At 68.9% G+C, this 25,681-nt stretch carries 26 protein-coding genes and 1 tRNA gene; 17 read left to right on the top strand and 10 right to left on the bottom strand.

The features are described from left to right. Nucleotides 1-38: 38 nt before the first annotated feature. Nucleotides 39-854, bottom strand: coding sequence for an ABC transporter ATP-binding protein (locus tag METY_RS01890; RefSeq protein ID WP_103119767.1), 816 nt, complete (start codon nt 852-854; stop codon nt 39-41). Between the two features lie 46 nt (nt 855-900). Here METY_RS01890 and METY_RS01885 point away from each other — a divergent pair, with 46 nt between their 5' ends. The 3 genes from METY_RS01885 to METY_RS01875 all read left to right on the top strand — a co-directional run bounded on the left by METY_RS01885 (nt 901) and on the right by METY_RS01875 (nt 2,667). Then, a complete protein-coding gene (locus METY_RS01885; RefSeq protein ID WP_244593473.1) occupies nt 901-1,548 on the top strand; it encodes a pyroglutamyl-peptidase I family protein in 648 nt (215 codons plus the stop codon). Between the two features lie 18 nt (nt 1,549-1,566). Further along, complete coding sequence (locus METY_RS01880) at nt 1,567-2,379, top strand: creatininase family protein (RefSeq protein WP_103119684.1); 813 nt, start codon at nt 1,567-1,569, stop codon at nt 2,377-2,379. A gap of 75 nt (nt 2,380-2,454) precedes the next feature. After that, nucleotides 2,455-2,667 (top strand): hypothetical protein, encoded by a 213-nt coding sequence (locus tag METY_RS01875; protein ID WP_020187760.1) that lies wholly within the window; start codon nt 2,455-2,457, stop codon nt 2,665-2,667. Nucleotides 2,668-2,674: 7 nt separating this feature from the next. Here the strand turns inward: METY_RS01875 and METY_RS01870 are convergent, their stop codons facing one another. Further along, on the bottom strand, nt 2,675-3,631 hold the full coding sequence (locus METY_RS01870) for an alpha/beta hydrolase (protein ID WP_103119683.1): 957 nt from the start codon (nt 3,629-3,631) through the stop codon (nt 2,675-2,677). Between METY_RS01870 and METY_RS01865 the strand changes: the two genes are divergently transcribed. Together METY_RS01865 and METY_RS01860 are read left to right on the top strand one after the other, a co-directional pair. Then, nucleotides 3,630-4,193 (top strand): secondary thiamine-phosphate synthase enzyme YjbQ, encoded by a 564-nt coding sequence (locus METY_RS01865; protein ID WP_103119682.1) that lies wholly within the window; start codon nt 3,630-3,632, stop codon nt 4,191-4,193. The genes METY_RS01870 and METY_RS01865 overlap by 2 nt on opposite strands. A gap of 140 nt (nt 4,194-4,333) precedes the next feature. Next, nucleotides 4,334-5,005, top strand: coding sequence for a response regulator (locus METY_RS01860; protein WP_200819570.1), 672 nt, complete (start codon nt 4,334-4,336; stop codon nt 5,003-5,005). A gap of 140 nt (nt 5,006-5,145) precedes the next feature. Here the strand turns inward: METY_RS01860 and METY_RS01855 are convergent, their stop codons facing one another. Beyond that, a complete protein-coding gene (locus tag METY_RS01855; protein WP_244593472.1) occupies nt 5,146-8,670 on the bottom strand; it encodes a PAS domain-containing hybrid sensor histidine kinase/response regulator in 3,525 nt (1,174 codons plus the stop codon). 350 nt (nt 8,671-9,020) lie between these two features. Between METY_RS01855 and mscL the strand changes: the two genes are divergently transcribed. Both mscL and METY_RS01845 read left to right on the top strand, forming a co-directional pair. Further along, nucleotides 9,021-9,449, top strand: coding sequence for a large conductance mechanosensitive channel protein MscL (gene mscL, locus METY_RS01850; RefSeq protein ID WP_200819569.1), 429 nt, complete (start codon nt 9,021-9,023; stop codon nt 9,447-9,449). A gap of 6 nt (nt 9,450-9,455) precedes the next feature. Continuing rightward, complete coding sequence (locus tag METY_RS01845) at nt 9,456-10,070, top strand: glutathione S-transferase family protein (protein ID WP_103119679.1); 615 nt, start codon at nt 9,456-9,458, stop codon at nt 10,068-10,070. Nucleotides 10,071-10,080: 10 nt separating this feature from the next. Here METY_RS01845 and dapE read toward each other — a convergent pair whose 3' ends face one another. From dapE to METY_RS01830, 3 genes are all read right to left on the bottom strand, one after another. Further along, complete coding sequence (gene dapE, locus METY_RS01840; RefSeq protein WP_103119678.1) at nt 10,081-11,250, bottom strand: succinyl-diaminopimelate desuccinylase; 1,170 nt, start codon at nt 11,248-11,250, stop codon at nt 10,081-10,083. A 64-nt stretch (nt 11,251-11,314) separates the two neighbouring features. Then, a complete protein-coding gene (dapD, locus tag METY_RS01835; protein ID WP_103119677.1) occupies nt 11,315-12,157 on the bottom strand; it encodes a 2,3,4,5-tetrahydropyridine-2,6-dicarboxylate N-succinyltransferase in 843 nt (280 codons plus the stop codon). A gap of 207 nt (nt 12,158-12,364) precedes the next feature. Further along, entirely contained in the window at nt 12,365-14,329 is a 1,965-nt protein-coding gene (locus METY_RS01830) for an acetoacetate--CoA ligase (protein ID WP_103119676.1), read from the bottom strand. A gap of 175 nt (nt 14,330-14,504) precedes the next feature. On the opposite strand from METY_RS01830, the gene METY_RS01825 reads away from it, so the two are divergent. Next, entirely contained in the window at nt 14,505-16,208 is a 1,704-nt protein-coding gene (locus METY_RS01825; protein WP_160147291.1) for an AsmA family protein, read from the top strand. Between the two features lie 47 nt (nt 16,209-16,255). Here the strand turns inward: METY_RS01825 and METY_RS01820 are convergent, their stop codons facing one another. Beyond that, nucleotides 16,256-16,849 carry a TIGR00645 family protein gene (locus METY_RS01820; protein ID WP_103119674.1) on the bottom strand — a complete coding sequence of 198 codons (594 nt, stop codon included), beginning with the start codon at nt 16,847-16,849 and terminating at the stop codon, nt 16,256-16,258. A 138-nt stretch (nt 16,850-16,987) separates the two neighbouring features. Then, the gene (locus METY_RS01815) at nt 16,988-17,305 is read right to left on the bottom strand and encodes a hypothetical protein (RefSeq protein ID WP_103119765.1); all 318 of its coding nucleotides are present in this window, start codon (nt 17,303-17,305) and stop codon (nt 16,988-16,990) included. Between the two features lie 157 nt (nt 17,306-17,462). Here METY_RS01815 and METY_RS01810 point away from each other — a divergent pair. Further along, nucleotides 17,463-17,552: transfer RNA gene (locus METY_RS01810), tRNA-Ser, on the top strand. Nucleotides 17,553-17,645: 93 nt separating this feature from the next. After that, complete coding sequence (locus tag METY_RS01805; RefSeq protein ID WP_160147290.1) at nt 17,646-18,326, top strand: DUF6538 domain-containing protein; 681 nt, start codon at nt 17,646-17,648, stop codon at nt 18,324-18,326. A gap of 560 nt (nt 18,327-18,886) precedes the next feature. Here the strand turns inward: METY_RS01805 and METY_RS21680 are convergent. Then, nucleotides 18,887-19,201: an NUDIX domain-containing protein gene (locus tag METY_RS21680; protein ID WP_346433147.1), complete on the bottom strand. Its 315-nt coding sequence runs from the start codon at nt 19,199-19,201 to the stop codon at nt 18,887-18,889. Between the two features lie 264 nt (nt 19,202-19,465). Here METY_RS21680 and METY_RS01800 point away from each other — a divergent pair, with 264 nt between their 5' ends. The 5 genes from METY_RS01800 (at nt 19,466) to panB (ending at nt 22,275) form a co-directional block, all read left to right on the top strand. After that, nucleotides 19,466-20,269 (top strand): sterol desaturase family protein, encoded by an 804-nt coding sequence (locus METY_RS01800; protein ID WP_103119672.1) that lies wholly within the window; start codon nt 19,466-19,468, stop codon nt 20,267-20,269. A 54-nt stretch (nt 20,270-20,323) separates the two neighbouring features. Next, on the top strand, nt 20,324-20,713 hold the full coding sequence (locus tag METY_RS01795; protein WP_103119671.1) for a hypothetical protein: 390 nt from the start codon (nt 20,324-20,326) through the stop codon (nt 20,711-20,713). A 27-nt stretch (nt 20,714-20,740) separates the two neighbouring features. Beyond that, entirely contained in the window at nt 20,741-20,959 is a 219-nt protein-coding gene (locus METY_RS01790; RefSeq protein WP_103119670.1) for a hypothetical protein, read from the top strand. Continuing rightward, nucleotides 20,956-21,261 carry a DUF6166 domain-containing protein gene (locus tag METY_RS01785; protein WP_103119669.1) on the top strand — a complete coding sequence of 102 codons (306 nt, stop codon included), beginning with the start codon at nt 20,956-20,958 and terminating at the stop codon, nt 21,259-21,261. The genes METY_RS01790 and METY_RS01785 overlap by 4 nt, the downstream gene beginning before the upstream one ends. A 132-nt stretch (nt 21,262-21,393) precedes the next feature. Further along, nucleotides 21,394-22,275 carry a 3-methyl-2-oxobutanoate hydroxymethyltransferase gene (gene panB, locus METY_RS01780; RefSeq protein WP_103119668.1) on the top strand — a complete coding sequence of 294 codons (882 nt, stop codon included), beginning with the start codon at nt 21,394-21,396 and terminating at the stop codon, nt 22,273-22,275. Between the two features lie 42 nt (nt 22,276-22,317). Here the strand turns inward: panB and METY_RS01775 are convergent, their stop codons facing one another. After that, nucleotides 22,318-23,061 carry a GntR family transcriptional regulator gene (locus METY_RS01775; protein WP_103119667.1) on the bottom strand — a complete coding sequence of 248 codons (744 nt, stop codon included), beginning with the start codon at nt 23,059-23,061 and terminating at the stop codon, nt 22,318-22,320. Nucleotides 23,062-23,261: 200 nt separating this feature from the next. On the opposite strand from METY_RS01775, the gene METY_RS01770 reads away from it, so the two are divergent. Then, nucleotides 23,262-24,674 (top strand): MFS transporter, encoded by a 1,413-nt coding sequence (locus METY_RS01770; RefSeq protein WP_103119666.1) that lies wholly within the window; start codon nt 23,262-23,264, stop codon nt 24,672-24,674. Nucleotides 24,675-24,878: 204 nt separating this feature from the next. Next, nucleotides 24,879-25,595 (top strand): SOS response-associated peptidase, encoded by a 717-nt coding sequence (locus METY_RS01765; RefSeq protein WP_103119764.1) that lies wholly within the window; start codon nt 24,879-24,881, stop codon nt 25,593-25,595. Nucleotides 25,596-25,681: the final 86 nt, after the last annotated feature.

Below are 25,681 nucleotides of genomic sequence, written 5' to 3'. Positions count from 1 at the left end.
TGCGGCGCCTCACTCTTTAGGCGTAGGCGCCATGATTGTTATCCCGCTTCGGTTGCAGCCTCGAGCGCCTGCGACACCCCTCGGCAGAGCGCGGCGTAGGCCGGGCTCATGCGAAAGCCTGAAGAGCGCGGTTCGTCCGCCGACACGGCGATCTCGGCCGCCGCCCGGCCGGGCCGCGGCGTCATCACCACGATCCGATCGGCGAGATAGACGGATTCGAAGACGGAGTGGGTCACGAACACCACCGCCCATCCATGCTCGCGTCTCAGGGCCAGCAACTCGTCGTTGAGCTTGAAGCGGGTGATCTCGTCGAGCGCGCCGAACGGTTCGTCGAGCAGCAGCAGGCGCGGGCGGGCGACGAGGGCCCTCGCCATGGAGACACGCATACGCATGCCGCCGGAGAGCTCCCCGGGATAGGCCCCGGCTCGGTCGGCGAGCCCGACGCGCGTCAGCGCCTCCGCCACCCGCGGCTCCGAAGCCGCGCGGCCCAGTCCCTTCAGCCGCAGCGGCAGGCGCACGTTGTCCGCAACCGTCGACCAGGGCGCGAGCGTAGGGTCCTGCAGCACCACGCCGATGTCTCCGGCCGCCGCCGGATCGCGCCAGACGACGGCGCCCGAGGTCGGCTCGGTCAGGCCTGCGATCATCCGAAGCGCGGTGGACTTGCCGCAGCCGGACGGACCGAGCAGCGCCACCACCTCGCCCTCGCCGACCCTCAGGTCGAACCCGTCGAGCGCGGCGATCGGACGGTCCGAGGGCTCGCCCCCTTGGGCTCGCGGAGCGGCCTTGATCTGGGCGAAGGTCTTGGACACCCGTTCGAGCGCGACGAAGGGCGTGGGCGATAGGCTGTGCGTCATCGGCGGCACTATGCCGACGCGGCGCGGGCTCCGCTATGATGGCGACATGAGCCTGGTGATCACCGCCTTCGGCGCCTTCGACGGCGGCTGGAACTGCTCCGAGCGCCTGCTCGACGCCTTGGAGGACGAGCGCGCGACGCTGACCGCGCTCTGGGGCGGGCCGGTCGCCTTCGTTCGCCTCCCCGTCGACACGGAAGCGATCGCCGGCCATCTGCGCGTCGCGCTCGCGGCCCATCGACCGACGCACATCCTGCTCATGGGGCAGGCGGCCGGCCGCGCCGACCTCGCGCTCGAGCGGATCGCCCGGAACGATCGGGACCTGCGCACGCCGGACGTCTGCGGACGCTGCGGCGCGCTGGGGCCGGTCGATGGCAGCGGGCCGTACACGCGCGACGCCACCTGGCCGGACCTCGCGGGCGCAGCCGACCAGCTTGCGCGCGACGGGCTGCCGGTCGTCCTCTCCCACGACGCGGGCCGCCATCTCTGCAACCAGACGCTCTACCTCGCGCTTGGCGTCGAAGGCCTGCACGCGGCGTTCCTGCATCTGCCGCTGCTGCCGGAGCAGGCGGCCGAGGGTCTGCCCGCGGCGCAGGGCGGCCGGCCGACGCTGCCTTTGGACGATATGAGGCGTGCGGTCCGCGCGCTTCTGATGCATAGCAGGCGTTTCGCGGCGGCCTCAGCCGCGGAAAGCTGACGCCTCCGAGGATCGACGATGACGCTGCCCCGCCGCCGCTGGACCGAGATGACGACGGAGGAGTTCCGCAACGGCGACGTGGCGACCTGGATCGCCGTGCTGCCGGTGGCGGCCGTCGAGCAGCACGGGCCGCACCTGCCCGTCGGCGTCGACGCCATGCTGGGCGACGGCTATCTCGAGCGCGCGTTGGAGCTGGTCCCGGAGGATCTGCCGGTCACGGTGCTGCCGATGCAGACCATCGGCGCTTCGGCAGAACATCTCGCCTTCCCGGGCACGCTGACCCTTTCGGCCGAAACGACGATCCGCGCCTGGACCGAGATCGGGGCCTCGGTGGCGCGCGCCGGCGTGCGCAAGCTGATCCTGCTCAACAGCCACGGCGGCAACACCTCCGCGCTCGACGTGGTGGCGCGCAATCTTCGGATCGCCCACGGCATGCTGGCGGTGGTCACCAGCTGGCACCGGCTGGGCTATCCGGCCGGCCTGTTTTCCGCCGACGAGCTCCGGCACGGCATCCACGGCGGCGAGATCGAGACATCGGTCATCCGCGCGCTACGCCCCGAGCTCGTGCAGATGGACCGCGCCGAGCACTTCCGCTCCGCGACCTACGCCATGGAGCGCGACTTCACGCACCTCCGCGCCGCGACGCCGGCCGGATTTGGCTGGATGACGCAGGACCTCCACCTGTCCGGCGCGGTCGGCGACGCCGCCTCCGCGACGGCGGAAGCGGGCGAGGCCGCTCTCGACCACGGCGCGGCGGCTTTCGTGGCACTGCTCCGCGACGTGAGCCGGTTCGCGCTCGACCGGCTGTCGAAGGGCCCCCTGGACCGCTGAGATCGGCTCGACAAGCGCCGCAAGCCGTCCCACCATGGGCGCCGAAAAAGGTTCAAGAACAGGAAGCCGACCGCCATGCAGGACGTTCGTCAGGAGGGGCAGCTGATCCAGGGTCTCGCGGTGATCGAGACCACGGAGAGCGACAACGTTCTGCGCTGGGACGGCGAGATGCTCTACGTGGAGCATGACGTCTACCACAACGGCCAGCTGGTCCACCGGAAGTACCGGCGGCGGGTCACCGCCGACGTCGCCCGCACGCTTCTGACCACGGTCGCGAAGGCGTCGTAGCGCCGCCTCACTCCTTCAAGAACGCCTCGATCCGTTTCAGCGCCGGTTCGGCTTGCGGGTCGGGCAGCGCCACGTGGACGTGGGGGGAGCCCGGCCAGACGGCGAGCTCCGCACTGTTGCCCGCCGCGGTCCAGCGGGCGGCCATGAACAGCGTATCGTCCACCAGCGGGTCGCGCCCGCCCACCGTGAAGAGCGCGGGGGGCAGTCCGGCGAGGTCGCCGTAGAGCGGGGACACGTCGGGCGCCTGACGGTCCTCGCCGCCCTGCAGGTACTGGGCGACGAACATCCTGAGGTCACGCGCGCCGAGCACGAGGCCCTCCGGCCGGAAGCTGCGGGCGCTCGGCGTGAGGCCGAGGTCGAAGCAGCCGGCGGTAAGATTCGCGCGGGAAAAAGGCGTCAGCCCATGCCGGTCGCGCAGCCGCAGCAGGGTGACCACCGCGAGATGCGCGCCGGCCGATTCGCCGCCGATCAGCAGCCGTTCCACGCCGAACCGTTCCTTCGCCTCGCGGACCAGCCAGAGGGCCGCCGCCTCGCAGTCGTCGGGGGCGGCGGGATAGGGGTTTTCCGGCGCGAGCCTGTACTCCACCGATACGCAGGCGAGGCCGAGCTTCGCGGCGAGGCGATCGAGGCGCGGGTCGTCCTGGTCCGCGGAGCCGAAGGTCCAGCCGCCGCCGTGGATGTGGAGATAGACGCCGGTCGCCCGCGCCGGGGCTGCGATCACCCTGAGCTGCAGCGGGCCGCCCGGACCCGGGATCGCGACGATCTCGGCCCGCTCTGACTTCGGCTCCCCGATGAAGGGGCTGAGCCCCAGCTTGCGTCGCTCGCGCACCGCCGCGGGGCCGATGGACCACGCGTCCGGCGCGCCGGCGGCCTGCGCCATCAGGCGCTCGTTCAGGGCGACGGTCCCCTCCGGAGCCGCGTCGGGCGCGAAGGCGGCGGGGTCAATCGTCAGAAGCGGCGTCATGGTGGCGTCCGGAAAGCTGGCGGCGCGGCGGGACTGGAAGGAAACCGCCGCCGGGGGTCTTTCCGCAAGCCCGGGACGGCGCGACGTTCAGCCGATGAGCCAGGATTCCACAGTCGCCGGCGTGTCCTCAGGCCCCGCGCCGCATCAATCGATCGCGCGCATCGCCGTGCGCACGCGCGGACCGGGCCTCGTCGACGTGACCGCGCGTGTGGCGGCCGCGCTGACCGAAGGGGGCGCCGGAGACGGCCTCCTGACGCTGTTCGTGCGCCACACCTCCGCCTCCCTGACCATCCAGGAAAACGCGAGCCCGGAGGTGCGCGACGACCTTCTGGACGCCTTGGACAGGCTGGCCCCGCGCGACGCTGGATGGCGGCACGACCTCGAGGGGCCGGACGACATGCCCGCCCATGTGAAGACCATGCTGACCGGCGTTTCGCTCTCGATACCCGTCATCGCCGGCGCCCCTGCGCTCGGGACGTGGCAGGGAATTTATCTCGTCGAGCATCGCGATCGGCCCCACGATCGGGAAATCGTGGCTCATTTTATCGGAGCGACGCTATGACAGCGCTGTCATCAGGGGAAGGAAGGTCTTCGCGCTGCAACGAAATCTTGCGTCTTTCGCTGCGAACGTGTTGAAGATGTGGGCACGGACTACGTAACGCATCGACTTCCGTGTGGCGGGGGCGCTAAGACGACTTCATGATGACGATCGCCGACTCCTCCGCGTACCGCCTGCTCATCGCCGACGATCACCCGCTGTTCCGCACCGCACTTAAAGAAGCGGTGAAGGAAGAGGCGGCCGAGATTGTCGAAGCTGGATCCTTCGACGCCGCCACCAAAGCTCTCGAGGAGGATTCCTCCTTCGATCTGGTGCTGCTGGATCTCACGATGCCCGGCGTGAGCGGCTTCTCCGGCCTGATGTACCTCCGCGCGCAATACCCCGCGATCCCGGTCGTGGTCGTGTCGGCCAACGAGGATCCGGCGACCATTCGTCGCTGCATGGACTTCGGCGCCTCGGGCTTTATCCCCAAGACCCTCGACGTGTCCCAGATGCGAGTCGCCGTGCGCGCCGTGCTGGCGGGAGACAACTGGACGCCGCCGGACCTCGACCTTTCGCTGGCGACCGACGACCAGACCGCGAAGCTCGTCTCCCGCCTCGGCACGCTGACGCCGCAGCAGGTGCGCGTGCTGATGATGCTGAGCCAGGGCCTGCTCAACAAGCAGATCGCCTATGAGCTCAGCGTCTCCGAAGCGACTGTGAAGGCCCACGTGTCCGCGATCCTCGCCAAGCTCGGCGTCGAGAGCCGCACTCAGGCGGTCATCGCCGCCTCCAAGATCGAAGCCGGCCAGTGGCCGGAGCGCGCGGCGAGCTGACAGCCCGGCTCCGGCGCAGCCGTCCAGAGCACGATTGACGAAGCGACGGCGCCGAATCGGATTCGGCGCCGTTCGCATGTCCGGACCACGGAGAGCGGAGCGAGGGGCTCAGCCTCGACGCCCCCGTCAGGGTCGATCGCTCACTCCGCCGCGGCGCGCTGGGCGAGGAGCTGGGCGAGCAACGCGCGGAGCGCGGCGGGGCGGATCGGCTTCGGAAGCACCTGGATGTCCTTTTCCGCGGCTTGCTCCCGCAGGCCCGGCGATCGATCGGCGGTGATCAGGATCGCGGGGATGGGCTGCCCGAGCTTCCAACGGAGATTGACGATCGCCTCAAGCCCGTCCGCCTCGTCAAGATGGTAGTCGGCGAGCAGCGCGTCCGGCGTTAGCTTGCGCGCGCGCATCAGCGCTTCGGCCTCGCGCTGGTTGGCGGCGGTGAGCGCGGTGCAGCCCCAGCCGCTCAACAGCGTCGCCATGCCGTCGAGGATCGCCGGCTCGTTGTCGATCGCGAGCACCACGAGCCCCACGAGCGCGGCGCCACGCGAGCCGACGAGGCCCTCGACGGGCTTCGGCGCAGGAAGCGCCACCGCGGTCGGCAGCTCGATGGAGAACACCGAGCCCATTCCCGGCTTGGAGCGCAGCGTCAGGGGGTGGTCGAGCACGCGGGCGATGCGCTCCACGATCGACAGGCCAAGGCCGAGGCCCGGCGCGACCTTCGCGCCCTGCTCGAGACGCTTGAACTCGCGGAACACCAGTTGTTGCTGGCCTGAGGCGATGCCGAGGCCGGTGTCCCAGACCTCCACGCGGATGCGGCTGTCCGGCAGCCGGCGCACGCCGACGATGACGCGTCCTGCGGGCGTGTACTTGATGGCGTTGGAGACGAGGTTCTGAAGCAGGCGGCGGAGGAGCCGACGATCCGAGCGCACGGCGAGGCTTGTGGGCACCACGGCGAGCTTCAGCCCCTTCTCGGCCGCGACCGGCGCGAACTCCCGGCCGAGCTGGCCGGTGATCTCGTCGAGGCGGAACACCGAGAGCTCTGGCTTCATCGCGCCGGTGTCGAGCCGAGAGATGTCGAGGAGGGCTGAGAGAATCTCCTCAACCGCGTCCAGCGAGGCGTCGACGTTGCGCGAGAGCCGGCCGAAGTCCTCCTCAGGGGTCGTGCGCTCCACCAGGCTGGTCGCGAACAGGCGCGCGGCGTTCAGCGGCTGCAGGATGTCGTGGCTGGCGGCGGCGAGGAAGCGCGTCTTCGAGATGTTGGCCTCGTCGGCGACCGTCTTGGCGCGGGCGAGCTCTTGGTTGAGGCGCGTCAGCTCCCGGGTGCGCTCGCGCACTCGGCGCTCGAGGTTTTCGTTCGCGAGCTCCAGCGCCTGCTGGGCGTTCACCGTCTCGGTGATGTCGGTGTAGGTGGTCACAACGCCGCCGTCCGGCATGCGGGCGGAGCGGATCTCGATCACGCGGCCCGAGGGCTGCAGGCGGGTGCGCAAAGTCTCCAGCCGCACCACGAAGCGCTGGATGCGGTCGGCGACGAACTCCTCCTCGTGGACCGGGCCGTAGAGTCCGCGGGCGGCGTTGAAGCGGAAGATGTCGTCCAGCCCCACGCCAGCGTGGATCATCTGCTCCGGCAGGTCGAACAGCTCCCGGAACTCGCGGTTCCAGGCGACCAGCTTCATGTCCCGGTCGATCGCGGTGATGCCCTGGCGGGCGTTGTCGAGCGCGGTCTGCAGCACGTCGCGGTTCGACTGCATGGCGGCGGAGGCGTCGTCGAGCAGGCGCAGCGCGTCCTGGGTCGTCACGTTGCGGCGGCTGAGCAGCAGCGACAGCACGAGACGGGACGACGCCGCGCCGATGGCGGAGGCGAGCAGGTGCTCGGCGAAGCGCAGCGTCTGCACGTCGGCCTCCGCTTTCGACTCCAACGGCACGCCGCGACCGCGGGCGAAGCCCGCGAAGGCCCGGTCGGCCCGTTCGGCGCCGAGGTAGCGCCCGACGGTCTGGACGAGGTCGCTCGTCGTCACGCGCGAGCGCCAGGGGCGCAAGCTGCCGCCAGCCTGCGCCGGCGCAGGCGGCGCGCCCCCGTCCGCGAAGGCTTCCGCCTGCTGGCTCTCGATCTGGGACGGAGCGCGGAGCAGGGAGACGAGCACGAAGGCGAGCGTGTTGAGCAGCAGGCTCCAGAACACGCCGTGCGCCAGCGGATCGGCCATGCCGGCGCCGAACAGACTGCGCGGCGCGAGCCAGCTGAGGCCGTAGGGGCCATCGTCCAGGAACGCGACCGAACCCGGCCAGTGGCTGGCCAGAGCCGGCACGGCGAGCGTCCAAGCCCAGGTCGCAAGCCCGACGGAGAGACCGGCGATCGCGCCGCGCGCGGTCGCGCGCCGCCAGGCGAGGCCGCCGAAGAAGGCCGGCGCAAGCTGGGCGATCGCCGCCAGCGACAAGAGGCCGAGGCTCGCCAGCTGCGCCGCGCCCGCGAGCCGGTGGGCGGCGTAGGCGCCCAAGAGGATCACCAGGATCGCGAGCCGCCGGAAGCCCAGCAGGCGGCGACTCATGTCCGGGCGGGAGGTCTCGGGGCCTTTAAGCAGGGCGGGAATGACGAGGTCGTTCGACACCATGATGGAGAGAGCGACGCTCTCCACCAGCACCATCGCTGTCGCGGCCGACAGCACGCCGGTGAGCGCGATCACCGCGACCCAGGGCGCCTCGCCGGCGAGCGGCAGGGCGAGGACGTAGACGTCCGGATCGACCCCGCGCCCGGCTCCGAACATTGTCAGTCCTGCCGCCGCGATCGGCGCGACGAACAGGCTCATGGCCAGGGCGTAGAGTGGAAACAGCCAGGCCGCGGTGGCGGTCTCGTCGGCGTCGCGGGCCTCGACCACCGTGACGTGGAACTGGCGCGGCAGCAGGAAAGCGCCGAGGAACGAGAGCAGCGCGAGCGCGGCGAAGGAGGCGGCCGAGGGCGCGTGTTCGAAGGGCGCCAGCACGCCGGCCGCGGACGCCCGGGCGTAGAGGTCCTTTGGGCCGTCGAATAGGCTCCAGACCACAAACGCGCCGACGGCGAGGAACGCCCCGAGCTTGACCACCGATTCGGTCGCGATCGCCAGCATCAGCCCTTCGTGGCGCTCGGTCGCCTCCACTTGGCGGGTCCCGAACAGGCAGGCGAAGACCGCGAGAGCGAGCGCGGCGGCGAGCGCGGGGTCGACCGGCAGATCGCGCCCCAGCGCCGTCCCCAGCGCGAGGGTGATCGCCTTGAGCTGCAGCGCGAGATAGGGCGTCGCGCCGATCACGGCGGCGATCGCAACGAGGCCCGCGACGCGCTGGCTCTTGCCGTAGCGGGCCCCGATCAGGTCGGCGATCGAGGTGATGTTGTTGGCCTTGGCGAGCCGAACCACGCGCGCGACGAGCGGTCGGAACGCGCCGATCGCGACCACTGCGCCGAGCGTCAGCGCGAAGAAGGTCCAGCCCGAGCTCGCCGCCAGACCGATCGCGCCGGCGAAGGCCCAGGCGGTGCAGTAGACGCCGAGGCCGAGCGCATAGAGATGCGGACGTATGCGGCCGGCGAGCCAGGCGGGCCGGCGCGCTTCGCCGTAGGCCGCGACGCCGAGCAGAAGGGCGAGATAGGCGGCGGCGACCGCGACGATGATCCAGCCCTGCACGTTCGCCTCCAGCCCAAAAAGCACGCGCCCGACCCAGACGTCCGCCAGGAAGCTCAGAGTGCTCGCAAATTCAAAGTCGTCATGCCCCGGTTTGTCCGGGGCATCCAGCCTTCCGTCGACGTGACGCTCGATAACCAGCCTGGATTCCCCGAATGAACCGGGGAATGACGACCTTCGTCCGAAGCGCGACCGAAATTCCAGACGGGCCGCTTCTGCTTCCGACCGTCGCCGGCCTCCCTCGCACGTCCGGGTCGGGCAAGCCGCGAGACCTTCGCGCCCCCAGAACTCCGTCGCCTTGCCTTCCGTCAAAGCTCCGTTAACGTCCAGCGATCATTCGGCCAATGCCGGCGCAGCGTTGAGGGTCAGACATGTCGGTGCTTCAGGAATTCAAAGAATTCGCCATGAAGGGCAATGTCGTCGATCTCGCGGTCGGCGTCATCATCGGCGCGGCGTTTGGCAAGATCGTCGAGAGCCTCGTCGGCGACATCTTCATGCCGATCATTGGCTCGATCGTCGGCGGGCTGGATTTCTCGAACTACTTCATCGGTCTGTCATCGGCCGTGACCGCCCCCTCGCTGGCCGAGGCCAAGAAGCAGGGCGCCGTGCTCGCCTATGGCAACTTCCTGACGATCGCCATCAACTTCGCGATCATCGCCTTCATCCTGTTCCTGATCATCAAGGCGGTGAACCGTCTGAAGAAGAAGGAAGAGGCCAAGCCTGCCGCGGCCGCCGAGACGCCCCCGGACGTGAAGCTGCTCGGGGAAATCCGCGACCTGCTCGCCGGCCGCCAGGCGCGGGTCTGACGGGCGGTGGCTCCGCGCTTCGTCCTGCATCACCATCCGCGGTCGCGCGCCCAGCGCGTGCGGTGGCTGCTTGAGGAAAGCGGCGAGGCTTACGAACTCGTCCCCCACGACTTCGAGGCGCGCACCCACAAGGCGCCGGAGTTCCTGGCGCTCAACCCGGACGGCAAGCTCCCCACTCTCGTCGACCGCGGCCCCAATGGGACCTGGTCGACCGTGGTGACCGAAAGCGCGGCGATCGTGATCCATGTGGCAGACGCCGCGGCGGTGGACGGCCTCGCGCCGCCGCCGAGCGACCCGGCCCGCGGCGCCTATCTGAACTGGATCGTCTATATGGCGGCGGCGGTGGAGCCAGCGCTCGCCGACGCCGCCTATCCACGCGCGTCTGCGCCGCCCGCAAGCGCGATCGGGTGGCCGCCTTTCGAGGCGACGGTGGCGCGGATCGCGGCCCAGCTCGCCCGGACGCCCTACATCGTGGGCGCTCGTTTCACCGCGGCCGACGTGATGGTGGGATCGATGCTTGGATGGACGCGGTCTTGGGGGCGGCTTCCCGAACCGAAGCGTTTCGACGATTACCTCGCGCGGATCGCCGCCCGGCCGGCGAACCAGAAGGTGTTCGGCTGACAGCAGGCGCTCAGCCGAAGGCGGCCGCGAGCGCGCGCTCGTAAATTCGCGTCAGCGTCTCGAGGTCGGCCACCGCCACGCGCTCGTCGATCTGGTGCATGGTCTGGCCGACGAGGCCGAATTCGATCACCGGGCAGTAGCTCTTGATGAAGCGCGCGTCGGAGGTGCCGCCGCCGGTGGTGAGCGCCGGCCGGCGGCCGGTTTCGGCCTCGATCGCGCCGGACACGGCGTCGACCAGCGGTCCCGGCGCGGTGAGGAAGGCGTCGGCGTTCGCGGGCTCGAACGCGAGGACGTAGGCCCCGGCGCCGAGGGTGTCGTCCAGCCGGTCGCGGATCAGCGCCATCAGGCTGTCCGCGGTGTGGAGATCGTTGTAGCGGACGTTGAACTGCAACGCGGCGTCGCCGGGGATGACGTTGAACGCCCCGGTCCCGCTGCGGACGCCGACCACTTCGAGGTTCGACGGCTCGAAATGCTCCGTGCCCTGGTCCAGCGGCTCGCCAATCAGCGCCGTGAGCGCTGGCGCGAGCTCGCGCACGGGGTTGCGGGCGAGATGAGGATAGGCGACGTGGCCCTGCAGGCCGGGGAGCGTCACCGTGCCGGATAGGCTGCCGCGGCGGCCGATCTTGGCGACGTCGCCCAGCGCTTGCGGGTTCGTGGGCTCGCCCAGCAGGCAGCCGGAGAAGCGCTCCCCGCGGGCGTGCGCCCATTCCAGCAGCTTCGCCGTGCCGTTGATCGCGGGGCCTTCCTCGTCGCCAGTGATGAGGAAGGCGACGGGGCCGGAGAGCGCGCCGCCGTCGAGCGCTCGGGCGACGGCGGCGACCATGCAGGCGATCGCGCCCTTCATGTCGACCGCGCCGCGGCCGTAGAGCTCGCCGCCTGCGATCGCACCGGAAAACGGCCCTTCAGTCCAGCGCGCCTCGTCGCCGGTCGGCACCACGTCGGTGTGGCCGGCGAGCACGAAGGCCTCGCCCTCGCCGCGGCGTGCGTAGAGGTTCGCGACGTCCGGCGTGCCCTCGTCCGAGAAGGTCGGCCGCCAGACCTCGAAGCCAAGCGGCGAAAGCAGGCTCTCGAGCAGCGCCTGAGCGCCGCCCTCCGCCGGCGTCACGCTTTCGCAGCGGATCAGCGCCTGCGCCACCGCGACGGGGTCTTTGGGGTCGAGTGCGGCGAGATCAGTGGTCATTGACGTCGTCCTGCGCGCCGTCATGCCCGCAAGGTGGACATGACGATCGCGGGTTTAACGGCCCTCAGTCCCTGAGCAGCTCGTTGATGGCGGTCTTGGAGCGCGTCTGGGCGTCGACGCGCTTCACGATCACCGCGCAATAGAGCGACGGGCCGGGCTGGCCGTTCGGCAGCGGCTTGCCGGGCAGCGAGCCGGGAACGACGACCGAGTATTCCGGGACCTCGCCGACGAAGACCTCGCCGGTGGCGCGGTCGATGATCTTGGTGGTCGCCGAGATGAACACGCCCATGGACAACACCGAGCCCCTGCGGACGACGACGCCCTCGACGACCTCGGAGCGCGCGCCGATGAAGCAGTCGTCCTCGATGATCACGGGGCCGGCCTGCAGCGGCTCCAGCACGCCGCCGATGCCGACGCCGCCGGAGAGATGCACGTTCTTGCCGATCTGGGCGCAGGAGCCGACCGTCACCCAGGTGTCGACCATCGTGCCGCTGTCGACATAGGCGCCGACGTTCACGAAGGACGGCATCAGCACGACGTTGGGCGCCACATAGGCCGAGCGGCGCACGATCGAACCCGGCACCGCGCGGAAGCCGGCGGCCTTGAACTGCTCGTCGCCCCAGCCGTCGAACTTGGACGGCACCTTGTCCCACCACGCGGCGCCGCCGGGACCCCCGGGGATGCGCTCCATGTCGTTGAGGCGGAACGACAGCAGCACGGCCTTCTTGACCCACTGGTGCACGGTCCAGGCGCCGTTCTCCGGCACAGCGATGCGAAGGTCGCCCCTGTCCATCGCCGCCAACGCCTGTTCGACCGCCTCACGGACCGGACCCTTGGTGGAGGCGCCGATCTCCGCCCGGCGCTCCCAGGCGTCGTCGATCACGTTGGCGATGTCGGCATGGCTCATGGGGTGGGGCTCCGCGGAGAAGGGCTGAAACGGGTTCGGACGTTTGGGGCGCGCGGCCGGGGCTGTCAATCGGGGAGCGCGCTTCGACGGCGCCTCCACCAGGTGAGCGCGCCGCACATGCGACCATCCACGTCCGTCGTGGCGCTCGACGCCGAAGATAGGTCCCCTGGTTGGCCCGGAGGACGACAGGGTCGAAGCCTCGCTCTCTCAGCTCTTCAGCGCTTCCAGGTCGGCGTAGAGGTCGAGCGCTTCGGGGTTTGCGAGCGCGTCCTTGTTCTTCACCGCGCGGCCGTGCACCACCTCGCGCACGGCGAGCTCGACGATCTTGCCGGACTTGGTGCGCGGGATGTCGGCCACGGCGACCACCTTCGCGGGCACGTGCCGTGGGGAGGCGCCCTCGCGGATGCGGGTCTTCACCCGCTTGGTCAGATCCTCGTCCAAGGTTGCGCCCTCGGCCAGCCGCACGAACAGCACCACGCGGACGTCGTCGTCGAACTCCTGCCCGATGCAGAGCGCCTCGACGATCTCGGGCATCTTCTCGACCTGGGCGTAGATCTCCGCCGTGCCGATGCGCACGCCGCCGGGGTTCAACGTCGCGTCCGACCGGCCGTGGATGATCAGTCCGCCGTGCGTCGTCCACTCCGCGAAGTCGCCGTGCACCCAGACGTTGTCGAAGCGCTCGAAATAGGCCGCGCGGTACTTCGCGCCGTCGGGGTCGTTCCAGAAGCCGATCGGCATGGCCGGGAAGGCCTTGACGCAGGAGAGCTCCCCCTTGCCGGAGGCCAGCGGGCGGCCGTCGTCGTCGAGCACCTCGATGGCGAGCCCGAGGCCCGGGCCCTGGATCTCGCCGCGCCACACCGGGTCGAGCGGATTTCCGAGGACGAAGCAGGAGACGATGTCGGTTCCGCCCGAGATCGAGGCGAGCTGGACGTCGGTCTTCACCGCCTCGTAGACCCAGTCGAAGCTGGAATCCGCGAGCGGCGAGCCCGTGGAGGCGATGGTGCGCACCGTGGAAAGGTCGTGGGTGTCGCGCGGGCGCAGGCCCTGCTTCTTCACCCCGTCGATCCACTTCGCCGAGGTCCCGAGGAACGTCATCTGCTCGGCGTCCGCGAAATCGAACAGCACGGCCGGAGTGGGATGAAACGGGGAGCCGTCGTAGAGCAGCAGCGTCGCTTGCGCCGCGAGGCTCGAGACCAGCCAGTTCCACATCATCCAGCCGCAGGTGGTGAAGTAGAAGACCCGGTCGCCCGGCCGGATGTCGGAGTGCAGCACATGCTCCTTGAGGTGCTGCAGCAGCACGCCGCCGGCCGAATGCACGATGCACTTCGGCACGCCCGTGGTGCCGGACGAGAACAACACGTAGAGCGGATGCGCGAACGGCAGGCGCGTGAAGGCGAGCGGCCGGGGCTCGAAGCCGTCGAGGAAGGCGTCCAGCGAGACGCCGCCGCGCAAGGTCGAAGCCACCTCTTCGGCGACGCCGAGATAGGGGACGACCACGGCGCGCTCGGCGGTCGGTAGGCCCTCCACGATGGGCTTCAGCTTCGCCGCGACCTCGATGCGCTTGCCGGCGTACCAGTAGCCGTCGACCGTGACGAAGACCTTGGGCGCGATCTGGCCGAAGCGGTCCAGCACGCCGCGCTCGCCGAAATCCGGCGAGCAGGACGACCAGATCGCGCCGAGCGAGGCGGTCGCCAGCATGAAGGCGACCGTCTCCGGACGGTTCGGCATCATCGCCGCCACCCGGTCGCCCTCGCCGACGCCGGCCGCGACCAGCGCCTGCTGGATGCGCGAGACCAGCGCGCGCAGCTCGTCGAACGACAGGCGCGCGCTCGCCTTGTCCTCGGCCTGAAACACGATGGCGTCGCCGGGGCCGTCGCGCCGCAGCAGGTTCTCGGCGAAATTCAGCCGCGCCTCGGGGAAGAACTGCGCTCCGGGCATGGCGTCGCCGTTCTCGAGAACGCGTTCGCCCTTGTCGCCGACGACATGGCAGAAGTCCCAGACCAGGTCCCAGAAGGCCGCGCGATCCTCGATCGACCACGCGTGCAAGTCCTTGAAGGTCTTGAGGCTGCGGCGCGCCCGCCCCGCAGCGCTGTCGGCGAAGCTCGCCATGGCGCTTGAGGCCATGCGCGGCATGCTTGGCGCCCAGAGCGGTTCGGAAGCGTCGGTCGTCATGGGCGGGCGGCTCCCGGTGAGCGGTAGGCGGGGCGTGATCGCTGCGAAAGCTACACGCTCGGCCGCGCCGCGGGGAAGAGGAGGCCGCGCTGGGGCGAGTTGGCCCTTCGGCGCGGCGGCGGTATAAGCGGCGCCCGCCCTTCCGGTCCTTCTCCGCATCATGGGAGCCGTTCCGATGCGTCGCATCGTTCTCGGCCTCGCCGTCGTGGCGCTTGCGCTTGGCGCCGGCCTCGGGGCGGCCGCCGTGCGGACGCCGCCCGGAGCAATCGAGGCGGCGCTGCGATCGGGCGTCGCGGCCGGCGGCGATCTCGTGGTCGAGGCGCGCGGCGAGAGCTCCTTCGTCCTGTTTCCCAAGCCGAGACTACGGCTGGAGGACGTGCGGGTTTCCGATGCGCGCGGAACGCCGATGGCCGTCGTCCGGGCCGTGGTCGCTACGCCGCGGATCGGAGCCCTGCTGATGGGCCGGGTCGAGTTGGACGAGCTCGAACTGAAGACGCCCGCGATCGACGCCGAAGCGATCGACCTCAAACGCGCCGCGGCTCTTCTGAAGGCGCGCCCGCTCGGCGCCGCCCATCCGCCGCGGATCCGGATCCGCGATGCGGTCGTCACCTGGTCGGGCGGGCGTCTCGACGACCTCGACGCCGGCGCCGTCTGGCCTCGCGCCGGGCGGCCGCTGTCGGTCACCGGAGCGGCCGTCTTCCGCGGCCGGCGGGTCGAGGCTCTCGCCTCGATCGCCGATCCGCTCGCGCTTCTCTCCGAGGGTCGGTCGGGCGCAAAACTGCGGCTCACCGCTGCGGGCGCGCGGCTCGCGTTCGAGGGGGCCGCGACGGGCGGCGCCGCCCCGCGGCTCGAAGGCGGGCTCGGCGTCCGGCTCGCGTCCCTGCGCGACATGATCGCCTGGGTCGGCTCCGCCGCGCCGGCTTTGGCGGCCCCGCTCGCCGAGGTCAGCCTCACCGGGAGCGCGACCGTCGACGGCGACGGCGTCGCGGTCACCCGAGCGGAGCTGGTCGTGGACGACGCCACGCTGGTCGGCGCGGCGCGTTTCGGCGCGCGGGACGGGCGGCCGCTGATCGAAGCGACGCTCGACGCCGGCGCGCTGGACGTGACGCACTACGTCGATGGTTTCGCGCCGCTGTTCGGCTCCGCGGACGTGTGGAGCGCCGCGGCGCTGGACGCCCGGCCGTTTCGCGCCGTCGACCTCGACCTCAGGCTCTCGGCCGGCGCTGTGACCGTCGGCGATTTCCGCCTGGGCGCCACGGCCGCGACCGTAGGCGTGGCCGACGGCGTGCTCGACGTCGGCGTCGGGGAAGCCGCGGCCTACGGCGGCGTCGTCCGCGGCGGCGCCACGATCCGGCCGGACGGTCGAACGGTGTCGGTCAAGATCGGGCTCACGCTGAGCGGGGTCGATTCGGAACGGGCGCTGGAGGCCGCCGCGGGCGGGACGCGGCTGTCGGGCGTGGTCGACGGCGACCTCGCGCTCGAGGGCGTCGGCGGCTCGATCGCGGAGATCGTCGCGAGTCTCAATGGCCGCGCCTCCGCCCGGCTCGCGAGCGATCGGGCGATCGGCGGATTCCGCGCCAAGGCGCTGGCGCTGTTCGGTCTGCCCGGCCGGCTGGACGTTACCTCGGCCGAGGGAACCGCCGTCATCAGGCGCGGCGTCGCCCGCAGCGACGATCTGAAACTGTCCGGGCCGCTAGCCTCGCTCGCGTTGTCCGGCGAGGCGGACCTCACGACGCGCCGGCTCGCTCTGGCGGGGCAACTCGCGCCGCTCGGCGGCGCCCCTCTGCGCGCCCCGGTGCGGGTGGAAGGACCGATCGCCGACCCACGCTTCCGGCTTGGGGCGTCCTCGCCCGAACACCGCGCTCTCGCCCCTGGATGACCGCGATGGCGGCGCGGCCTCTGGGCCCGATCGCCCTTGCGGCCGGATTAGCCGGCGACGCCCGCGTCCTCGCGGACATGCCGCGCCGCCGCCTCGCTGTCGGATTCGCCCTTGGGGTTGGGCGCATGGCTGTCGCCCGCCTTGCCGTGGGCGTCGTCGGTCAGCCAGTCGGACAGCGCGAGGAATACGCCCGACAGCACGAACACCACATGGACGACGGTCATCCAGTAGATGTCGCGGTCGCTGGTCTCGCTGAGATCCATGAAGGACTTCAGCAGCTGGATGGCGGAGATCGCGACGATCGACGCGATCAGCTTCATCTTCAGACCGGAGAAATCGACCTTGCCCATCCATTCGGGCCGCTCGTTCTGGTCATGCAGATCCATGCGCGAGACGAAGTTCTCGTAGCCCGAGAAGATGACGAGCAGGATCAGGTTCGCGGTGAGCGACAGGTCGATTAGCGACAGCGCGCCCAGGATCACCTGGCTCTCGGTCGCGACAAAAACCCCTTCGGCGAAGTGCACGAGCTCCTGCAGGAACTTCACCAGGAGCACCGCCAGGCCGACGACGAGGCCGACGTAGAACGGCGCCATCAGCCAGCGGCTGGCGAACAGGCCGCGCTCCAGCGTGCGTGCTATCATGACCCTACTAGCCCCCGTCGGCGTTCCAGGCTCTCCCCGGTCGCGCGCGCAGCCCCCAAGCCCGCATGACACACGCGAAACGACCGGGCAAGCACGGGAGCAGCCACTCTTTCGTCAACTCGCGGGGCGCGATCGCGGTCAGGGCGTGACGCCCACCAGCCGGCGCGGACGCCGGCCGAGAAGCATCAAGATCACTCCGAGCGCGACCAACACCGCGAAGGTCGGCGCGGAGAGCAGGAAGGCGAGGACGGGATCGACAATCGAGGCCGCGGCGCCCCCGCCGGCGGCGGCCTTGGCGTCGGTGAGGCTTTGCGGAGCGAAGGTCGCCCAGCTCGACTCGAGGGACGTCAGCGTCACCACGCCGGACGCGATCGCCCGCGCGCCGTCGACGACCAACGCCACGAAGCCGGCGGCGAGCACGAGGAAGCCGAGCAGGCGAATCAGAAAGCGGATCATGGGCGTCGGCGGCCTTTTGACTGTCGGATCGAGCATGCGCAGCGGCCGCGTCGGCCGCGGTGTGAACATGGGTCGCCGCGCCGTCGGCGGCAATCGCCGAAGTTTCGGTCATCCCCGCTTGTCACCGCCTCCGCGGCTTGATACTCCCCGCTGCTCCGGAGGGGTGGCCGAGTGGTTGAAGGCGCACGCCTGGAAAGTGTGTATACGGGAAACCGTATCGCGGGTTCGAATCCCGCTCCCTCCGCCACGACTTAAGTCGTTGATATTTTTCGATCAGATGGCCTGATTTTTCGCTCGCATTGTCACAGCGCACCGTCACACGAACGGATGCCGCCAAGCGATGCAAAATTCGTTTCCCGAAACGGCACGCCGATCGTTCAACGCGATTCGTGCCATGCCAAGCATCTCGCCAAGCTACATTTGCCGGCGAGGCCAGATGCTCTGGTTCCGCAGATCGGTCCCATCCGATCTCATTTCTCGCCTTGGCAGACCGGACATCCGGCGCTCGGTTCAAACAAGCGACTTCCGGATCGCCCGGCGAAGGGCGTCGACGCTCGTGCGGGTGGTCGAGGAGGCATTCGAGACGTTGAGGAGCGCCGGGCTTGGCCCGGACGCTCGCTCTGCGCTCGCGGCCATCCTGGACCATGTCATGGACGATTTCGATGGCGACCGCCGCCGTTGGGCCGATCGAGCGAAATGCCAGATAACGATGGAGCGCCTCGCCGGAGGTGGAACGTCGCGCCCGATCGTCATCGACGGCGCGCCGAAGCTGATCATGGACGACGATCTGGCTGATCTGATTTCGGCGGACACCGATGCTTTCGTTCAAGCAGAACTGCAGGGCGTCGGTGTTCCGCGCCGGCTTCTTCCCGAAGGCGCTATTGCGGCGACGCCCCTGATCGCCTCCCTGGGCTTGGGACGCTGGAGGCCATGGTGCATTCGGCAGTCGCAGCGGCGGTGTCGCAATCGCTGGCCCGGCCGGGATCGCGCTATCTACGCGAGTAGCCGCTTTTTCGTCTAAGAAACAGGAAGAGTTGGGCGAGAGCGCCAAGCATCTGGCCGACTGTCCAGGACGGATCGATGTCTTAACCGCTGTCGTTGGAGACAAGCCGATTGGATATTACAGGAAATACGACGTGTTTCAGTATCGAGATATCCTCGACCGCCTTCCGGTGAACGTCCAAGAGACTTAATCGCCAGATTGACATGGTGGCGACGGATCCGAGGCATGTCGTTCATCCGACGCGGCACACATTCAGCGCGGCCTGTGACGCTGCAGGCGTCCCGGAAGTTCTGAAAGAAAAGTTCATGGGTCATATGGGCGAGGACGAGAGCAAGACAGGGAATCGGAGTCGAAGCACATCCAAGGAATTGAAGCGGCGATATGGATCTACGATCCCCTCAGCCGAGGAGATGGCTTGGATTGACAGGCTCAAATTCCGATGCGCGCAAGACGCTGCGGCTCCCCAACATGAGGCGACGCGACAAGCTTTGCTTCGGCTGCGAACGCCGCATTAACGTCAGTTAACGGCGAAACCGAAATCTGAAGCGCTGCTGCGCGATGCGCTTGGAAATGGTCAGCTAGAGATGACCTCCCACGCAGTAAGTCGAGGGCGCGTACGCTGCAGTGAAAACGGCTGGTCGCCACGACGGTTTGGATAACGGGATCGGGCTTGCCGCCGCTTGCAAGGCGCGTCCCATTGCCGAACGAAGGCTGCTAATGGCATCGTCGTCGCACCACGAGAAGCCATAAATGATCTTGTCTGCTAGAGGTTTGACAGTTCCGAGCGTCGCGAGCGCGCCGGCGAGTGGGACTCCAAGCTCTTCTGTAAAATCCCGTCTGGCGGCCTCCTCGGCGGTCTCTCCGCTTTGAATTTCAACTTTCGGATCGACCACGCATGAGAATCTTTCGCTCGCCACAGCGGTCCACCAGGATGAACAAGGAGCACTTCGAACCTAGGGTCACTACCGCGGTAGTTTTGCCTCGCTCCCTCGATTGGCGCCGGGCGCGGCGCGAGCCTGTCGCCACGCGAACGTGCCGCTCTTCCCAAAAATAGGTGGTCAGCTCCTCACTTTTAATCCTCCTAGCTTTCGTGATGCGCCAATGATATATCAGTTGCGCAGCAAGGCCGGTGACCGGCGTCCAAGCAGGAGGGAAACATGGAACTCACCCAGACAACCATGTCCGAACGGCAGCGCGCTTACCGGGCGAATTACCGGCAGCGCGTGGCGGGCTGGTACAATGGCCTGCTGCACATCGCGATCATCTACGTGATCGGCTTCACGGCGCTCTACATCTACCTGTCGAACCTCGACGCTCCGTCCTGGGCGGAGCTTGCGACCGTTCCGATCACCTTCCTGTTCTGCAATTTTGTCGAGTGGTGGATCCACCGCTACGTCATGCACCGGCCGTCCAAGAACCCGGTCGCGCGCGCCGTCTACAACCGCCACACGCTGCAGCATCACCAGTTCTTCACCGAGCACGAGATGCGGTTCGCCGACCACCGCGACTACCGGGTGACGTTCTTTCCGCCCTACGCGCTCGCGGCCTTCACGCTGATGTCGATTCCCGGCGCGATCGTGCTCGGCTGGCTGTTCACGGCCAACGTCGGCTGGCTGTTCATCACCACAACGACGTCGATCTACATGATCTACGAGTTCATGCACTTCTGCTGCCACGTCGACGACAACTGGTTCGTCAGAAACATGCCGTTCATCAACACCAACCGGCGGCACCACACCGCCCATCACGACCAGTCGATCATGATGGAGCGCAACATGAACCTGACGTTCCCGATCATGGACTGGCTGTTCGGCACCTCCGACCTCAACCGTGGCCTGATCGGGACGCTGTTCAACGGCTACTCGACCGAGCATGTGAAGACGGACATGCGGAAGACCGCGCGCACGCCGCGGGCTCCCGGAGCCGCGGCTCAGAAGGGTTACGCGCAGCCCGCCGAATGACGTCGATCGGCGCGACGACGTCGTCGGGCCTCCGCACCGAGGAGCCGGAACTCAATGGACATGATCGAACCGAACCTGGGGGCGCTCGCATGGTTTGCGCTGTTCGCAAGCGTCGCGGGACTGGGCTTCTACGTGCTGGCCGGGGCCTTTCCGCTGTCAACCCGCGACGACCTTAAGGTCCATCCGGCCGGCGTTCCGCTTGCGATCGTCAACGCTCTGGCGTTTCTTGCGCTCGCCGTCGGGACCGGGATCTACGCGGCGGCTGAGCTTCGCTGGACCAGCGTCGTCATCGTGGCGGGCTTCGCGTTCCTGTTCGCGCCCGGGATCTTCAACATGTGGCCGGAGCGCTGGCGCGACGGCGCGGCGGGTCTTGCGATCCTCCTCGCCGGCACGGTTCTCGCGATCGCGCTCCTGCACGTCGTCGGCGGCGTCTACGCCGCCTGACAACCTACGACAACAAGGGAGGGGGCGATGCCGTTTAGGGTGAAGATGGGGCTCACGATCGTGGTGCTGCTCGCCGCGGCCGCGGGCTGGTTCTACATGGGGCATCTCGGCAAGACCGGGCCCCAGATGGCCTTGCTGTTCCTCGGGCCGTTCACGGGCGTCAGCCTGTGGATCTTCCCTGAGGTCATGCGGTCCAAGGCCGACAACACGCCGGCGGGCCGGGACGCTAAGGGGCGCGCGCGATGAAGACCTATATCGGCGACCGCACCATCGACGGCATTCTGGTGACCGTGAACGGCGAACCGCTCCAGCCGCGCGACGACCTCAAGGACTACGCCGGCGCCGACTTCGAATGGAGCTACGAGGGTCCCGCCCCGCGGCAACTGGCGTTTGCGATCCTGACCGATCATTTCGGCGACGGGGCGCGGGCCGAGGCGCTGACTGAGCGCTTCATGCGGGACGTGGTGGCGAACTTCCAGAACGAGTGGGAGATGTCGACGGCCGACATCGACGACGTCGTCTCGACCTACGACGCCGCTGCGGCCTAACCGCCGCGACGTGTCCATCGCGCGGCCCCGCGGATCCACCCCGAGGGTCGTTCCCCGACGGCGAACGCCGCAGGCGCAAAGCGCCCCGGCCTCCCGTCGCCTCACGCGCGACCCCTCCTGAAAGCACTCGATATGACCGCAGCTCCGTCGTCAGAAAAGCGCGAGAAGCGCACCGTGACGCAGATCCGCGCCTCCAAAGCCACCGGCGAGAAGATGGTCTACATGTCGGTGCCGGACTACACCTCCGCCAAATGGGCGGAGATGGCGGGCGTCGACGTCGCGGTGGTGGGCGACAGCCTCGCGATGATCGCGCACGGCCACCCCAACACAATCCCTGCGACCATGGACATGATGGTGATGCACGCGCAGGCGATCCGCCGCGGCGCGCCGGACACGTTCACGCTCGGCTGCATGCCCTACCAGAGCTACAACACGATCGACCGGGCGCTCGTAAACGCCACGCGCTTCATGCAGGAGGCGCTCACCGACGCCGTGAAGCCGCAGGGCGGCAAGAGCCGGGCGCAGATCCTGAAGGCGCTGGTGGACGCGGGAATCCCGACGGCATCCCACATCGGCCTGACGCCGCACACGGTCGCGACCTTCGGGGGCTTCAAGATCCAGGGGAAGACCGCGGACGCGGCCTTCAAGATCCTCGAGGACGCGCTCGCGATCGAAGACGCCGGCTGCTTCATGCTGGAGTTCGAGGCGGTGCCGGCGCGGATCGCCAAGCTCATTTCCGAGCAGCTGACAATCCCCACGATCGGCATCGGAGCCGGCGTCGGCACGGACGGCCAGATCCTGCTCTGCCACGACCTGCTCGGGGTCTTCACCGACTTCAAGCCCAAGTTCACCAAGCGCTACGCGCGGCTCACCGAGGTCGCGGTGGCGGGGATCAAGGAGTATGTGCGCGAGGTCAAGGTCGGCGCGTTTCCCGACGACGACCATTCCTACGGCGTCAACGAGGCGGAATACGAGAAGTTCGCCGCCATGGTCGAGAACCGCCGGCAGGTCTGACGGCGGTCCTTCTGTCCGGAATCTGCTCCGGACCAGACGACGTCAGACGTCGAGCGTCTTTCTGGCGAAGCTCTCGATGTAGTCCATCAACCGGTCGGATCGCGCGGCCGCGGCCGCGCCGTCGCGCGCCGCGATCGCCTCGGCGACCTCGGCATGGAGCCGCGCCGAGAGCCCGAGGTCGCCGACCTCCTTGTAGTGCTGGTACCAGAAGCGCCGCGACAGGGCGGTCATGTTGGACATCGCGCGCGCCGCAAACTCGTTTCGTGCCGTGGCCGAGACCAGGTCGTTGAACTCGCGGTCGAGCCGCATGAAGGCGAGGTCGTCGGCGGCCGCCGCCGCGGTCCGCATGCCCTCCGCGATCGCCGCGAAACGCGCCCGCTCACCGGCGTCCGACCGTTCGGCCGACAGCCGCGCCAGAAGGGATTCGAGGACCCGCCGGGTCTCGAGCAGGCGCAACTGCGATTTCAGGTTCACCTCCGAGACCAGAATGCCGCGGCGGGGGGCGACGATCACCAGACCGTCGCGCGCGAGCCTCTGAAGCGCCTCGCGGATCGGGGTCCGGCCGAAGCCGAGCCTCTGCGCGAGCGCCATCTCGCTCAGGAAGACTCCGGGCGGAAGCTGCAGGGTGGTGATGAGCTCTTCCAGGATCACATAGGCCCGGTCAGTCAACGTCCCGCCGTCCGCGGGCTGCGCCGGCGCGGGGCGCTCTGCGGCGGGACGCTCGACCGCCGGACGCTCGACCGCCGCAGCGCGCGGCGGTCGCGATCGCACCTTCGTCACGCTCATGGTTTCCCGGTTTCCTTGGGGCGGCTTGGTCGTCGACGAAGAGTGACTTAGCACGCCGCCGACCACCCAAAAAGAGAAGGGCGAAGGATTGGAAGGCTACTAATATATCAGTTGCATCTCTCATTTTCCGGAAATAGCGTCGGGGTAAGAGGCCCAAAGGGCCCGAGCTTCGAGCCACGCAACCGGGGGAGGATGCGGCCATGACGGATATCTCGCTGCCAGCGGGAGGCGCCGCCGCGCCTGCCGGAGCGTCGTCGGCCACGACGGCGAGCGACGTGATGATCGCGGCGCGGCTCGATCGCCTGCCGATGACGGGCTACCAGAAGATGATCTTCGCGATCATCGCGACCGCCTGGTTCTTCGACTCGATCGACCTCGGCTCGCTGACCTTCCTGCTCGGTTCGATCAAGACCGAGTTCAACCTCTCGACCGCGCAGGCCGGATTCCTGTCGTCGATGAGCTTTCTCGGCATGTTCCTCGGCGCGGCGATCTCCGGGATGGCGGCGGACCGTATCGGCCGCAAGCTCGTGTTCCAGATCTCGATGATCTTCTGGGGCGCGGGCAGCCTGTGGTGCTACTTCGCGCCCGATCCCACGACCCTCGGCTACGCCCGCCTGCTGCTCGGCTTCGGCATGGGCATGGAGTTCCCCGTCGCGCTGGCGATCGTGTCGGAGTTCGTCCCGACGGCGAAGCGCGGCCGCTACCTCGCGATCCTCGAGGGGTTCTGGCCGATCGGCTTCATCGCGGCCGGCCTGCTCAGCTGGCTGTTCCTCACGCACTTCACCTGGCGGGAGATGTTCCTGTGTCAGGCGATCCCGGCGCTGTTCCTGTTCGTCGTGCGCTTCCTCGTGCCGGAGAGCCCGCGCTGGCTCGCCGACCGGGGCCGGCTGGACGAAGCCGAGAAGGTCATGTCGCACATCGAGCGGAAGGTCGCGGAGCGGCTGCCGGCCGGAGCGAGCCTCGGGGAGCCGAAGCCCGTCGCGGCCCTCGCGCGGGGCCAGCGCCGCTTCTCCTTCATGGAGCTCTGGGCCGGCGAGTACGCCAGCCGCACCGTGATGATCTGGCTGGTCTGGTTCTTCGCGCTGCTCGGCTTCTATGGCCTCACCACCTGGCTCGGCGCGCTGCTGCAGGCGCAGGGTTTCACCAACACCAAGTCGACCGAATACGTCGTGCTGATCGCGCTCGCGGGCATTCCGGGCTTCATCACCGCCGCCTGGCTGGTCGACGCCTGGGGCCGCAAGGGCACGTGCGCGCTGATGCTGATCGGCTCCGCGGTCGCAGCCTTCGCCTATGGCAACGCGCCATCGTTCACGATGCTGATCGTGTTCGGCCTCGTCATGCAGTTCTTCCTGTTCGGCATGTGGTCGACGCTCTACGCCTACACGCCGGAGCTCTATCCGACGCGCGCGCGGGCGACCGGCGCGGGCTGCGCCTCCGCGGTCGGCCGGATCGGTTCGTTGATCGGACCGTCTGTCATCGGGGTGGTCTTACCAACTCTTGGTTCGGCCGGCGTGTTCGCGCTTGGGGCTGGCTCATTCGTCGTCGCCGCGGTCGCGGTGCTGACGCTAGGCGTCGAGACCAGAGGAAAGTCGCTCGAGGAAATCTCGGGCTGAACAGGCGAGACGTCGCGCCGAGCACACGACGATGTCGATGTGCGACCAGCCTGAGTGAGCACGTCGGCGACGTCCGTGCGGCCGATGATTTCGGCTTCCGCCACAAGGGCGTAGGGTACCGGCATACACCGTTCTCCGCTCGCGGTAGAACGGTAACGCGGCTGATCCACATCAGTTGCTGACGCAAGCGTGGACACGCCGCTCATGTGCAATCTCTACTCGCTCACCAAGGGCCAGGCGGCGATCCGCGAGCTGACGCGCGCGATGGTCGACCGCACCGGCAACCTGCCGCCGATGCCGGGCATCTTCCCCGACTACTCCGCGCCGATCGTGCGCGAGGGCGCCGACGGCCGCGAGCTTGCGCTGGCGCGCTGGGGCATGCCGTCGCCGGTCTTCGCCCTGAAGGGGCCCACGACCGATCCCGGCGTGACCAACATCCGCAACACCGCGTCGCCGCACTGGCGCCGCTGGCTGGGACCGACCAACCGCTGCGTCGTGCCGTTCACGAGCTTCAGCGAATACGACACGCTGCCGGGCGGGAAGAAGGAGGTCGTGTGGTTCGCGCGCGACGAGAGCCGGCCGCTCGCCGTGTTCGCCGGGATCTGGACGACCTGGACGAGCGTGCGGAAGAACGCCGAGGGCGAGGTGACGGTCGACGCCTACGGCTTCCTCACGACCGAGCCGAACGCGGTCGTCGCGCCGATCCATCCGAAGGCCATGCCGGTCATCCTCACGGCCGCTGAAGAGATCGATGTCTGGCTGCGCGGGGACTGGGCGGAGGCAAAGGCGCTGCAGCGGCCGCTCCCGGACGACGCTCTGATCGTGGTGGCACGCGGCTTGCGCCAGGACGGAGGGCTGGACGAGATTTCTCCGGCGACGGAGACCTACCAGATGGAGCTGCTCCGGAACGACGACGCCTGAACAACTCGGCTGCTATCTGGGGACTGAGGTTGGCTCGATTTCTTCACATCACCGATGCTCGGCTGGCGCGCGCGGTTCTGCGAAGC

Source organism: Methylopila sp. Yamaguchi (assembly GCF_002897035.1).
In the GTDB taxonomy this organism is placed as follows: Bacteria; Pseudomonadota; Alphaproteobacteria; order Rhizobiales; family Methylopilaceae; genus Methylopila.
This window is presented reverse-complemented; position numbering and strand designations above follow the sequence as displayed.